This is a genomic window from Phyllobacterium myrsinacearum, from assembly GCF_014138285.1.
Classification (GTDB): domain Bacteria; phylum Pseudomonadota; class Alphaproteobacteria; order Rhizobiales; family Rhizobiaceae; genus Phyllobacterium; species Phyllobacterium myrsinacearum_A.
The window spans coordinates 1-11,618 of sequence record NZ_JACGXN010000026.1 but is presented as its reverse complement, the minus strand read 5'-3'; the positions used below and the strand labels follow the sequence as shown (position 1 = coordinate 11,618).

Sequence of the window (11,618 nt, the reverse complement as noted above, 5' to 3'; positions counted from 1 at the left end):
GCAAAGCCCGGGAAAACACTCCACTGGATGGTCTAAGGCCCAACGGACAAATCCTCCACAAAAACCAACCAGATATCCCAGAACCACCTGCTCAATGCACATTCCAAAACAAAAACACACCAACAAAAACCGCCTTAACAATACCAAAAATCAAGCGGCGGTGCTTTTTGCCAACGCATATTTCGTCCCAATGAATAAGCTTAGCAATTGCGCCGTTCTCTGGCGCCGGTAATTTGCCGGGCATCATTGCTTCTGCGTGGATGTATAGGAGTTTTTAACAAATGACTGATCAGACACGGGACATTCATGGCGTGCGCGTTCTTGTGTTCAACGCGCAAGGTGACAAACTTGTCGGTGAGCGGGATGCCAATATCTTCTTGAGTGCGATCTGGGAACACGAGGCGACACTTGCGGTCATTCCCGTGTCACGACTGGGTGACGATTTTCTCGACCTTAGAACACGCATTGCCGGTGAGGTCATTCAGAAATTCGTCAATTATCAGGTTCGCCTTGTCATTCTCGGCGATATCTCAGCCTGGACCAGCACAAGCAAGGCGCTTCGCGATTTTGTTTACGAGACAAACCGCGGCGGAAGTCTGTGGTTCGTCAATGATCTGCCCGAGCTTGATCAGAAACTGTCGGCTGCGGGGTGACTCTGCCTATGAGAAACCAGCACCGTTCGAAATGCTGCCTTGTTGATCTGTGATTCGCCAAAATTGTCCGTTGGTCTATCGGCGCTTTTTCGATGTGGCAGTCGTCTGGCGAATCACGAGATCGAATCCAACATTGACGGCGGAGGCGGGCAAATGTTCCGTATCGGGGCTCCGATCCAGAACCTGAAGCAGCAGCTCTCCGGTTTTTCGGCCGATGCGTTCAGCATCGATGCGAATTGTTGTGATCGCGGGAACGCATTGGCGGGCAATATCGAAATCGCCAAAGCCCATGAGCGAGAGATCATCGGGCACTTTGATACCCCGGCGATGACATTCCATCAGGGCGCCTACGGCGGAAATATCTGAAACGGCGAAGACAGCCTCCACATCTGGCGCTCGCTCCAGCAATATACCGAGTGTAACGGCGCCATGATCATAGGAAACCGGCGCTTCTCCCGCACGAATCACCAGCTCGTCGCTCAAACCGGCTTCGCGCAATACCGAGGTAAAACCGGCAAGGCGTGATTCGCCGCGCAAATCTTTCGCATCACTGTCCATCCGCGATCCGAGTGCACCGATTCGCCGGTGACCCAAGCCCAGAAGATGCAGCGCCGCTGCCCGTCCGACCTCATAATTGGAGAAGCCGACTGCATGGTCGATCGGATGTTCCGGCGTATCCCAGATTTCAACGATGGGAATTCCCGCCCGCAGCATCATTTCGTTTGCTGCCTTGGTGTGAGTCGTTCCCGCGACCACAATCGCATCGGGTCGCCGGGCCAGCATGGCGCGAATGATTCGCTCTTCTTCCTCCAGCCGATACATCGTGTAGCCGATGAGGAGTTGATAATCGGCCGGGCGCATCGCTTCGGCTAGCCCTTGCGCCGTGTCGGCAAAATTGGAATTTGTCAGAGTCGGGAGAATCGCCGTGATAAAATTTGTGCGCCGCGACGAAAGACTGCCTGCCACACGGTCTGGCACGTAGCTCAACTGCTCGATTGCCTTCATAACCTTGTTTCGCGTTGATTCGGAAACCAGATCAGGATCAGCAAGCACACGCGAGACGGTCATCTTCGACACGCCGGCGAGGCGGGACACGTCGTGCATTGTGGCTTTCGGTGAAGATGGCGGCACAGTTTGGTCCTGTCTGTTCCGAATCAGTTACTTCGGGGCAATCCTGTTGTAAACCACATGGTAGAAACGGCCATCGAACATGCGCATCATTTCATCGGTGATGGCCCGGCCTTCCAGACGAACCGGAGAGGCCAATGCTTCTTTCACGGCTTCCATGGAAGGATAGTCGACTTCCTGGACCATGGCGATATCAGGCGAATCAGCATCCGAATCAACCATGCGCATGACGCGTACAGCCTGGGCATTCGGCATACGCCTCCAAACCGGCAGCAATTGCTCTTCGACCATCCGGAAAAACGCCTCTTCGTGACCCTCGCGGATCGTGCCTTCGAATATGGCAGAACGGGTAAACATATATCCTCCTCGATACGTGAGAGCGTGGCTTTTTTGGGTTGCCACTTGTAATGATACCGATAACATGCTTGATTGGAAACACAAGCAGCAAAATAGACGTGTTGTGTTGGAAAACGGCAGAATGGATTGAAGTTGGCCTTATTAAGCCGGATCTATCGGGATGAGCTTAACCGGATTGAGTGCTGCCGAGTGTCGGACAGTATGCCGAATGAAAATGTTATCGAGAACAAGTGAAATGAACTGACATGATGCGGCTTTGCTCGGGAGGCATCGCCGGAACCATTGATGAGACCACAAGTGGAGGAGACAATAATGGGTATTTCAAAATCATTGCGTGCGATGATCGCAGCCGTCGGCCTTGCCGCCGCAGGCCTGTTTTCGGCGGTCGATGCCAATGCCGTCACGCTGAATGACATTACATCGCGCGGCACCGTTCGAATCGGTGTGCTGACCGGCGCGCCGCCCATGGGCATGGTCGATGAGAAAGGCAACCCGACCGGGTATGACGTTGATGTCGCCAACCTGATTGCCGGTTATCTTGGTGTGAAAGCCGAACTTGTTCCACTGACGCCGCCATCGCGTATTCCGGCGCTGCAGACAGGCAAGGTTGATTTCCTCGTAGCCACCCTCGCGCCGACGGGGGAGCGGGCCAAAACGGTCATGTTCACTCAGCCTTACAGCGCTTTCAACATGGTGATCGTATCCGGCAAGGACCAGAAATTCGCGGCTCTTTCCGAATTGAGCGGCAAGCGGGTTGCGGTCAATCGCGGTTCCTCGCAGGAAGCCGCTTTGCGGAAAGTTGCCGTGCCGGGGCTTGAACTGGTGGTTTATGAAGATGATTCGACGACGGCCCAGGCACTGATCGCCGGACAGGTCGATGCGGTTGCCCTGCCGTCCACTGTTGCCGACGCGGTATTGAAGCAACTGCCCGATGCGGGTTTGCAGGTTGGTTTCACGTTCTTCCGTCAGGGCAATTCCATGGCAACGACGCTGCAGGATTTCGAGATGCGCCAGTGGCTCAACACGGCTATCTACCTCATGAAAAATTCTGGCGAGCTCGATGCGATTTCCGTCAAGTGGACCGGGCAGCCCATGCCGGAACTGCCGTCCTTCTGATCTGCCGCTCAATCGGTTCGCCGGGCAAGTTCTGCCCGGTGCAACTCCTCATGGAGACCGAAGATGTCCTACACCTTCCAGTTTGGCGTCATCGCCCAATATCAGAATGAGATTCTTGCCGGCATATGGATGACGATCAAGCTTTCTGTGGCATCGATCATCCTTGGTTGTGCCGCCGGTATCCTGCTGGCGTCCATACGCTCGATGAAAACAGGCATCGGCCGTATTCTCGTTGACGCCTATGTCGAGATCATTCGCAACACGCCGTTTCTCGTGCAGCTTTTCATCGTTTACTTCGGCATGCCGGGGCTGGGCATTCGCGTGAGTGCGGTGACAGCTGCCTTGATCGGCATGACGATTAATCTTGCGGCCTATTCAACCGAGATTATTCGCGCAGGCATCGAATCCATTCACAAATCACAGATCGAGGCCGGCGAAGCCCTTGGGTTCACGCGGCTACAGATTTACCGGCATGTCATCATCATGCCGGCCATTGCCAAGGTCTATCCGGCGCTCTGCAGCCAATTTGTCCTGATGATGCTGGCCTCATCCGTGTGCTCGGCCATCTCGACGAACGAGCTCGCGGCATCGGCTGCCTTTGTCGAATCGCAGAGTTTCCGTTCCTTTGAAATCTATATTGTCGTGACATTGATCTATCTCGCATTGGCGCTCACCCTGCGCGGTGTGCTTGCCGTTATCGGGTTGTGGCTGTTTGGCCGCCGCGTCGCGCGGCGAACCGCCATTGCGCTTCCGGAGGTACAGACATGATTCTCCGGACCTTCGGTTTCAGCGAATTCGGCTTTCTTGTCTCGGCGTTGCTCTGGACTGTGGTTTTGACCATCATCGCACTTGGCGGGGGCGGCATCGTCGGCTTCTTCATCGCGCTTGCCCGTACATCCACGCACAAGTGGCTGAGGATAGTGGCAGCAACCTATATTCAGATCATTCAGGGCATTCCTGTGCTGATGATTCTGTTTTTGTCCTATTACGGACTGAGCCTTGCGGGGCTGCAATTGCCGCCGCTCGTGGCAGCGGGCGCTTCGATGACGATCTACGCGTCGGGTTACCTTGCCGAAATCTGGCGCGGGTGCATTCAGTCCGTGCCCAAACAGCAATGGGAAGCGTCCGAATCGCTCGCCATGACGCGCGTGCAGCAATATCGCTATGTGATCCTGCCGCAGGCGCTGCGTATCTCGTTGCCTTCAACCGTCGGCTTTGCCGTGCAGGTGGTCAAGAACACGTCGATCACCTCAATCATCGGTTTTGTCGAACTCGCCCGTGCGGGCCAACTCATCAACAATGCGACGTTCCAACCCTTCCGCGTGTTCCTCGCGGTCGCGGCCCTTTACTTCGTCGTCTGTTATCCGCTGTCCCAGCTGTCACGTTGGCTGGAAAGGAGACTCCATGCCAGAAGTCATCGTTGAAAATGTCCATAAAAGCTTTGGCTCCGTCGAGGTTCTCAAGGGTGTGTCGCTGACGGTCGAGCGCGGTGAGGTGATCGCGCTGATCGGCCGGTCAGGTTCCGGCAAAAGTACACTGTTGCGTTGCATCAACGGGCTGGAAAAGATCAATTCCGGACGGATCGAGATTGCCGGTCACACGGTGAGCAGCGATCCCAGGCAGCTGCGGGAATTGCGCCGGGATGTCGGCATCGTCTTCCAGAGCTACAATCTTTTCCCGCATCTGAGCGTTGGCGAAAATATCATGCTGGCGCCAAAGATCGTCAAGAATGTCGCCAAGGCGCAGAGCCGTGAGACAGCGGAGAAGGTGCTGAAACTGGTTGGACTATCCGAGAAGTTTGATGCCTACCCGGACGAGCTTTCCGGCGGCCAGCAGCAGCGCGTTGCTATAGCCCGTTCCCTTGCCATGCAGCCGAAGGTGATGTTGTTCGATGAAGTTACATCGGCACTTGACCCTGAGTTGACCGAGGAAGTGCTCAATGTCATGGAACAGTTGGCGCGCGACGGTATGACGATGATCCTCGTGACCCATGAAATGGCGTTTGCCCGCCGGGTCGCGACGAAGACCATTTTCATGCATCAGGGGAAAATCTGGGAGGAGGGGGTGTCGAAACAGCTCTTCAGTGATCCCAAGACGCCAGAGTTGCGCCAGTTCGTCAAAGCCGATGTCAAGTAAATCCATTCAGTCAGGGACGCTATGATCATGCCGATCGATATTCTGCAATTATGCCCGTTGATGCCTGCTCTCGAAGCGGATCTTGCCAAGCGCTATACCGTGCATCGTTGGTTTGAAATGCAGGACCACCCGGGTTTCCTGAAATCCCACGCGGATAAAATTCGCGGTGCCGTAACGGGCGGGCATATCGGGATTGCGACCGATCTTGCGGTTCAATTGCCAAAACTTGAAATCGTTTCGATCAATGGTGTCGGCTATGACAAGGTGGACCTGAACGAGGCCCGCAAGCGCGGCTATCGTGTCGCCAATACCCCGGATGTGTTGACAGCCGACGTGGCTGACCTCGCACTCGGTCTTATCATCAGTCTGGCACGGCAGCTTGTCCTGGCCGACAATCATGTTCGTGCGGGCAACTGGCCAAAGGGCGAGCTTGGTCTGGGCCGCCGGGTGACGGGACGGCGCTATGGCATATTCGGGCTTGGCCGGATCGGTCAAGCCATTGCGACACGCCTGACGGCCTTCGATGGACAGATTTCCTATTCGGGACGCAGGAAGCTCGACGTTCCTTACACATTTTATCCCACGCTCCCGGAGCTCGCCGCCAATTGCGATGTGCTCGTGATCGCGGCCGCTGCGTCCGCTGAGACAAAACATGTGGTCAACGCGGATGTGCTGAAGGCTCTGGGGTCCAATGGCAGTCTTATCAACATCGCTCGCGGTTCGCTTATTGATGAAGCTGCTCTCGTTGCAGCATTGCAAAGTGCAACCATTGCTGGCGCAGGTCTTGATGTATTCGCGGATGAGCCGCGCGTGCCCGAGGCTCTTTTCGGCATGAAGAACGTCGTTCTTTCACCTCATATCGCCAGCGCTACCCACGAGACACGCCGGGCCATGGCCGATCTTGTGCTTGCCAATCTGGAAGCGCAATTTGCCGGCAAGCCGCTTCCCGCTGCAGTCGTTTAACTGACGTCTTTACTCGCAAGGAAAAACCCCGATGGCGAATGCTCGCACTGTAGCGGTAATCGGCGCCGGACTCATGGGCACGGCGATTGCAACGCGACTCATCGAGACCGGCCATTTGGTCAGCGTATTTGATGTTGACGTACAAAAGATTGCCGCGCTTGTGGCCAAGGGAGCGGCGGCGGCAGCTTCCGTCGCGGACGCAACGGCCAAAAGCAGTTTTGTCATTCTGAGCCTCAACCATGCCGATATTGTCCGGGCGGTTGTGTTCGGTGCGAACGGGGTGGCTGCGACCGCCCGAACTGACAAGCTGCTGATCGATATGTCGTCAATTGATCCAAAAGAAACCGCCGAAATGGCGGCAAAGCTTGCGGAATCGACTGATATGAAATGGCTGGATTGTCCGCTGTCCGGTGGTATCCCCGGCGCCCTTGCCGGTCGATTGACCGTCATGGCTGGCGGCGATACCACCGATTTTGAGCGTGGCCGAACCGTCATGCAGCATCTGTGCGCCAACTATACCTTGATGGGCCCAAGCGGAGCGGGGCAGACGACAAAGCTGATCAATCAGCTGTTTTGCGCCGTGGCATTCCAGGCGGTTGCCGAAGCGGTGAAGCTGGCGGAAGCGGGCGGCGTTGATCCCGCGCTTATCCCACAGGCTTTGGCGGGTGGGCGTGCCGACAATCGGATCATGCAGGAGTTCATGACAAAATTTGCCGCCCGCGACTACACGCCAACCGGGCGTATCGACAACATGCTGAAGGATCTTGATTCGCTGCAGGCCTTCGCCCTCAAGACGAAGACGCCGCTGCCGATGACCGGCCAGGTCGTGGAAATTCACCGGCTGCTGTGTGCGGCCGGGTTGGGTGCGCGTGATTCAGCCGAGATGATGCGGCTGCTCGACGGTTTCCCTGGTTAGGCTTCGAATGCCTGCATGTTCAGCCATTCCACGCTCGCGTTAACAATCTGTTTTATCGGATGGGCAACATCCTGCGTGAACACCAGTGGTTCACCCGTTGGCGATTCCAGGGTCGCCAACTGACTGTCCAGCATGGATAGCGGCATGAAGTGCCCGGTGCGTTTGCCCATATGCTCACGCAAGATCTCCAGACTGCCATCGAGAAACACAAAGGCGAGAGCGCCGCCTGCTTCTCTGCGCAACCGGTCGCGATAGGCCTTTTTCAGTGCGGAACAGGAAACCACTACGCCCTTTTCGGCCTTGGCGAGTTCTGCGCCGATCTTGTCGAGCCACGGCCAGCGATCTTCGTCGGTCAGAGGGATGCCCGTCGACATTTTCTTCACATTGCTTTCGGGATGCAGCACATCGCCTTCAATGAAGGGCAAGGACAGCGCCGCCGCGATTCCTTCGCCAACCGAAGATTTGCCGGAGCCGCTCACTCCCATGACGATGAGCCTGATCATACGGACGCCGTGATTCCCCCATCCACGTGGATGGTCTGGCCGTTGACAAAGGATGAAGCCTCGCTGGCGAGGAAGACCGCTGCACCGACCAGTTCCTCGACATTGCCCCATCGTCCCGCCGGAGTGCGCTTTTCCAGCCATCCGGAGAATTCGGGATTGTCGATCAGCGCCTGATTGAGCGGCGTCTTGAAATACCCGGGTGCAATGGCGTTGATCTGCAGGCCATACTTGGCCCAGTCCGTACACATGCCTCGCGTGAGATTACGGACGGCGCCTTTGGTTGCGGTATAGGGAGCGATCGAAGGACGCGCCAGTTCGCTTTGCACCGAAGCAATATTGATGATTTTTCCTCGCCCGCGCTTGATCATGTGTTTTGCCACGCTTTGCCCGGCGTAAAAGACACTGGAAATATTGGTCTGCAACAGCAGTTGCCATTTGTCTTCCGGAAAATCCTCAAGCGGCGCCCGGAACTGCATTCCGGCATTGTTGAATAGAATATCGATCGAGCCGATGTTCGCTTCGATCGTGTCGATACCCTCTTTGACACTTTCAAGATGGGTTACGTCAAATGCAGCCGCATGAGCATTGTGGCCGGCAGCATCCAGTTCCGCCACCGCGGCATCAACCTTCTCCGCATCGCGGCCATTGACGATAATTTCCGCCCCGTGTTCAGCCAGACCTTTTGCCAGGGCGAAGCCGATACCTTGGCTTGATCCCGTAATGAGGGCACGTTTTCCCTCCAGGCTGAACAATGGATAGGCCATTCTTTCTTTCCTCCGGTTTGTGGAATTCCGACTCGCAAAGGCAGTCGTTTCGTTCTTCGCTTGACATAAATGTTATCGATAACATATGCAAGTATCCGTGTGTTGGAGCGCTGCGCCCTATCCCGACAATGTCGCCCGGATGAGAGATGCGCAAGGGAGGAATACATGAAAGCCGTTGTCATCCATGCCGCGAAGGATTTGCGTATCGAGGAGCGCGATCCGGGCGTTCCTGAGCCGGGGCAGGTGGATGTCGCGATTGAGGCCGGCGGCATATGCGGTTCGGATCTGCATTATTACAATCATGGCGGGTTCGGGACAATTCGGCTGCGTGAACCCATGATTCTTGGTCACGAGATCGCCGGAACCATCAGGGCATTGGGTGCCGGGGTCAGCGGCCTTGCTATCGGTGATCGCGTAGCCGTATCTCCCAGCCGCCCGTGCAAACATTGCGATTACTGCCTGAAGGGCCTGCAGAATCATTGCCTCAACATGCGCTTTTATGGCAGCGCGATGCCCATGCCGCATATTCAGGGCGCGTTCCGGCAGCGGTTGATGGCCGAGGCGTGGCAATGCCACAAGGTGGCGGACGGCATTTCCATCAATGAGGCGGCTTTTGCCGAACCTTTTGCCGTAACGCTCCATGCGGTCAATCGCGCCGGATCATTGTTGGGTAAACGAGTTCTCGTTACCGGCTGCGGCCCCATCGGTGCGCTGACCATTCTGGCAGCACGGGCGCATGGCGCACGGGAAATAGTCGCAACGGACGTCATGGATGCAGTGCTGGTCAAAGCCCGGGAGATCGGAGCGGACAGGACCATCAATGTGGCCGAACATCCGGAGGAACTGGCCGCCTACTCCGTCAACAAGGGTTCGTTTGACGTCATGTTCGAGGCCTCGGGCAATGAACGGGCTCTGCGAGCCGGGCTCGAAGTCTTGCGCCCACGCGGCATTCTCATGCAGCTCGGTCTTGGCGGCGACATCTCTGTTCCGCAGAACGTGATTGTTTCCAAGGAAATCGACCTGCGCGGCTCCTTCCGCTTCCATGAGGAGTTCGGTCTCGCCGTTGACCTTATCAGCAGGAAAGTGGTCGATGTGAAGCCGCTACTAACGGGCATTTACGCGCTTGATGAAGCCGTCAAAGCCTTTGAGGCTGCGGGCGATCGCAATCGTTCGATGAAAGTTCAACTGGCCTTTGGCTGACATTCGCGCAAGGAATGCGTCAAATGTACATTGAAACCGCTTTTCCCTATGCTAAGGTCCAGTCCGTGGCATCTTCGCCGATGCAGTCATGCTGCTTCCCGGTGATCGTGTCCGGCGCCACTTCCCCTTTGATTGAGCGTTGATGCTTTCGAGCGTATCGCCGAGGGTGTGTCTGGTGTGAGAGTTTCGGGAGAAGGCCGTTGATGGCCATATCGTGACGGCCCTTTGCGCCGTCATCAGGAAGGACAGAAAGAATCATGACATTGCATCAGAACCTGATCGACGGCGCGTGGATCGGTGGCGACGCTATCGCCAATATCAATCCCTCCAATACCAATGACGTTGTCGGTGAGTATGCGCGGGCGACGGCTGAGGACACATTGAACGCCATTGCCGCGGCAAAGGCGGCGTTCCCGGCATGGTCGCGCTCCGGCGTTCTCGAGCGTCATGCGATCCTGCGCAAAACCGCTGACGAGATCACCGCCCGCAAGGACGAGATCGGCAGGCTGTTGTCGCGGGAGGAAGGCAAGACATTGGCCGAAGGTATCGGCGAGACAGTCCGTGCCGCCCAGATCTTCGATTTCTTTGCCGGTGAGGTCCTGCGCCTGGCGGGCGAGGTGCTCCCCAGTGCACGGCCGAATATCGGTGTTGAAGTCACCCGTGAACCTGTCGGCGTCGTTGGCATCATCACGCCGTGGAATTTCCCGATTGCTATCCCGGCCTGGAAGATTGCTCCGGCTCTCGCCTATGGCAATACGGTGGTTTTCAAGCCAGCCGATCTGGTTCCGGGCTGTTCCTGGGCGATTGTCGATATATTGCATCGTGCCGGCCTGCCGAAGGGGGTGCTCAACCTCGTCATGGGCAAGGGCTCGGTTGTCGGGCAGACCATTCTCGACAGCGCTGATGTCAGCGCCATTACCTTCACCGGTTCGGTGGGGACGGGTAAACGCGTTGCTGCTGCCTCCATCGAACATATGCGCAAGTTCCAGCTCGAGATGGGTGGCAAGAACCCGTTCGTCGTGCTGGATGATGCGGATCTGAACGTGGCGGTGGAAGCGGCCGTCAACAGCGCCTTCTTTTCGACCGGTCAGCGCTGCACGGCATCGTCGCGCATTATTGTCACTGAAGGCATTCACGACCGGTTCGTCGCTGCGGCAACGGAGCGTCTCAAGGGTGTCATTGTCGATGATGCCTTGAAGGCTGGAACCCATATCGGGCCGGTGGTCGATCAGAGCCAGCTGAAGCAGGATGAAGATTATATCGCCATCGGCAAGGATGAAGGTGCCAAGCTTGCCTTCGGCGGCGAGCGGCTGACCCGCGACAATCCCGGTTTCTATCTGCAGCCGGCATTGTTCACCGAGGCGACGAACCAGATGCGGATTTCGCGCGAGGAAATTTTTGGTCCGGTTGCCAGTGTTATCCGGGTCAAGGACTATGAGGAAGCACTGCACACGGCAAATGACACGCCTTTCGGCCTGTCCTCGGGTATTGCGACGACGAGCCTGAAACATGCAACGCATTTCAAGCGCAATGCTGAAGCCGGGATGGTGATGGTCAATCTGCCGACGGCGGGTGTGGATTTTCACGTCCCGTTCGGCGGCCGCAAAGGCTCAAGCTACGGTCCGCGCGAGCAGGGCAAATACGCTGCCGAATTCTACACGACCGTGAAGACGGCCTATACGCTGGCCTGACGCGCACTTCTCTTTCTTTATGACAGATCGGTTTTTGACGGGCGGTGCAGGTGCACCGCCCGTTTTCATTGGGTTCCGCGGCCGGCGGTGGGGGCCTTATCCCCAGGGATTGATTGTCTGAAATGAGAAAGTTTGGATTTGTGCGTTTTTTTGGAATTGTCGTGTTGACAGTTTTGGGATGTGGGGTCTAT

General features: G+C 56.5%; 14 protein-coding genes. 10 read left to right on the top strand and 4 right to left on the bottom strand.

Annotation, left to right across the window (positions count from 1 at the left end):
• Together FHW16_RS28785 and FHW16_RS28490 are read left to right on the top strand one after the other, a co-directional pair.
• Nucleotides 1-194: hypothetical protein (locus tag FHW16_RS28785; protein ID WP_210278318.1), on the top strand; the 194-nt coding region annotated here is incomplete at its 5' end.
• Between the two features lie 87 nt (nt 195-281).
• Nucleotides 282-653, top strand: coding sequence for a DUF4180 domain-containing protein (locus tag FHW16_RS28490; RefSeq protein ID WP_182552833.1), 372 nt, complete (start codon nt 282-284; stop codon nt 651-653).
• A 75-nt stretch (nt 654-728) separates the two neighbouring features.
• Here FHW16_RS28490 and FHW16_RS28485 read toward each other — a convergent pair whose 3' ends face one another.
• A complete protein-coding gene (locus FHW16_RS28485) occupies nt 729-1,757 on the bottom strand; it encodes a LacI family DNA-binding transcriptional regulator (RefSeq protein WP_182552832.1) in 1,029 nt (342 codons plus the stop codon).
• Between the two features lie 54 nt (nt 1,758-1,811).
• On the bottom strand, nt 1,812-2,138 hold the full coding sequence (locus FHW16_RS28480) for a hypothetical protein (RefSeq protein WP_182552831.1): 327 nt from the start codon (nt 2,136-2,138) through the stop codon (nt 1,812-1,814).
• 312 nt (nt 2,139-2,450) lie between these two features.
• On the opposite strand from FHW16_RS28480, the gene FHW16_RS28475 reads away from it, so the two are divergent.
• The 6 genes from FHW16_RS28475 (at nt 2,451) to FHW16_RS28450 (ending at nt 7,269) form a co-directional block, all read left to right on the top strand.
• Nucleotides 2,451-3,254 carry a transporter substrate-binding domain-containing protein gene (locus FHW16_RS28475; RefSeq protein WP_182552830.1) on the top strand — a complete coding sequence of 268 codons (804 nt, stop codon included), beginning with the start codon at nt 2,451-2,453 and terminating at the stop codon, nt 3,252-3,254.
• A 63-nt stretch (nt 3,255-3,317) separates the two neighbouring features.
• Complete coding sequence (locus FHW16_RS28470; protein ID WP_182552829.1) at nt 3,318-4,022, top strand: amino acid ABC transporter permease; 705 nt, start codon at nt 3,318-3,320, stop codon at nt 4,020-4,022.
• Nucleotides 4,019-4,678, top strand: a complete 660-nt coding sequence (locus FHW16_RS28465) for an amino acid ABC transporter permease (RefSeq protein WP_182552828.1) — start codon at nt 4,019-4,021, stop codon at nt 4,676-4,678. The genes FHW16_RS28470 and FHW16_RS28465 overlap by 4 nt, the downstream gene beginning before the upstream one ends.
• Nucleotides 4,659-5,390: an amino acid ABC transporter ATP-binding protein gene (locus FHW16_RS28460; protein ID WP_182552827.1), complete on the top strand. Its 732-nt coding sequence runs from the start codon at nt 4,659-4,661 to the stop codon at nt 5,388-5,390. Before FHW16_RS28465 ends, FHW16_RS28460 begins: the two co-directional genes overlap by 20 nt.
• A 27-nt stretch (nt 5,391-5,417) precedes the next feature.
• On the top strand, nt 5,418-6,353 hold the full coding sequence (locus FHW16_RS28455; protein ID WP_182552826.1) for a 2-hydroxyacid dehydrogenase: 936 nt from the start codon (nt 5,418-5,420) through the stop codon (nt 6,351-6,353).
• 31 nt (nt 6,354-6,384) lie between these two features.
• Nucleotides 6,385-7,269: an NAD(P)-dependent oxidoreductase gene (locus tag FHW16_RS28450; protein ID WP_182552825.1), complete on the top strand. Its 885-nt coding sequence runs from the start codon at nt 6,385-6,387 to the stop codon at nt 7,267-7,269.
• On the opposite strand, the gene FHW16_RS28445 is transcribed toward FHW16_RS28450, so the two are convergent.
• A complete protein-coding gene (locus FHW16_RS28445) occupies nt 7,266-7,772 on the bottom strand; it encodes a gluconokinase (RefSeq protein ID WP_182552824.1) in 507 nt (168 codons plus the stop codon). The two genes, FHW16_RS28450 and FHW16_RS28445, sit on opposite strands and share 4 nt — an antisense overlap.
• Entirely contained in the window at nt 7,769-8,536 is a 768-nt protein-coding gene (locus FHW16_RS28440; protein WP_182552823.1) for an SDR family oxidoreductase, read from the bottom strand. The genes FHW16_RS28445 and FHW16_RS28440 overlap by 4 nt, the downstream gene beginning before the upstream one ends.
• 165 nt (nt 8,537-8,701) lie before the next feature.
• Here FHW16_RS28440 and FHW16_RS28435 point away from each other — a divergent pair, with 165 nt between their 5' ends.
• Together FHW16_RS28435 and FHW16_RS28430 are read left to right on the top strand one after the other, a co-directional pair.
• Nucleotides 8,702-9,736, top strand: coding sequence for an L-idonate 5-dehydrogenase (locus FHW16_RS28435; RefSeq protein ID WP_182552822.1), 1,035 nt, complete (start codon nt 8,702-8,704; stop codon nt 9,734-9,736).
• Nucleotides 9,737-9,993: 257 nt separating this feature from the next.
• Nucleotides 9,994-11,427 (top strand): aldehyde dehydrogenase family protein, encoded by a 1,434-nt coding sequence (locus FHW16_RS28430; RefSeq protein WP_182552821.1) that lies wholly within the window; start codon nt 9,994-9,996, stop codon nt 11,425-11,427.
• The last annotated feature ends 191 nt before the right edge of the window (nt 11,428-11,618 follow it).

Coding starts and splice junctions, on each gene's coding strand:
- FHW16_RS28490 (WP_182552833.1), top strand. CDS start 282: ATGACTGATCAGACACGGGACATTCATGGCGTGCGCGTTCTTGTGTTC.
- FHW16_RS28485 (WP_182552832.1), bottom strand. CDS start 1,757: ATGCACGACGTGTCCCGCCTCGCCGGCGTGTCGAAGATGACCGTCTCG.
- FHW16_RS28480 (WP_182552831.1), bottom strand. CDS start 2,138: ATGTTTACCCGTTCTGCCATATTCGAAGGCACGATCCGCGAGGGTCAC.
- FHW16_RS28475 (WP_182552830.1), top strand. CDS start 2,451: ATGGGTATTTCAAAATCATTGCGTGCGATGATCGCAGCCGTCGGCCTT.
- FHW16_RS28470 (WP_182552829.1), top strand. CDS start 3,318: ATGTCCTACACCTTCCAGTTTGGCGTCATCGCCCAATATCAGAATGAG.
- FHW16_RS28465 (WP_182552828.1), top strand. CDS start 4,019: ATGATTCTCCGGACCTTCGGTTTCAGCGAATTCGGCTTTCTTGTCTCG.
- FHW16_RS28460 (WP_182552827.1), top strand. CDS start 4,659: ATGCCAGAAGTCATCGTTGAAAATGTCCATAAAAGCTTTGGCTCCGTC.
- FHW16_RS28455 (WP_182552826.1), top strand. CDS start 5,418: ATGCCGATCGATATTCTGCAATTATGCCCGTTGATGCCTGCTCTCGAA.
- FHW16_RS28450 (WP_182552825.1), top strand. CDS start 6,385: ATGGCGAATGCTCGCACTGTAGCGGTAATCGGCGCCGGACTCATGGGC.
- FHW16_RS28445 (WP_182552824.1), bottom strand. CDS start 7,772: ATGATCAGGCTCATCGTCATGGGAGTGAGCGGCTCCGGCAAATCTTCG.
- FHW16_RS28440 (WP_182552823.1), bottom strand. CDS start 8,536: ATGGCCTATCCATTGTTCAGCCTGGAGGGAAAACGTGCCCTCATTACG.
- FHW16_RS28435 (WP_182552822.1), top strand. CDS start 8,702: ATGAAAGCCGTTGTCATCCATGCCGCGAAGGATTTGCGTATCGAGGAG.
- FHW16_RS28430 (WP_182552821.1), top strand. CDS start 9,994: ATGACATTGCATCAGAACCTGATCGACGGCGCGTGGATCGGTGGCGAC.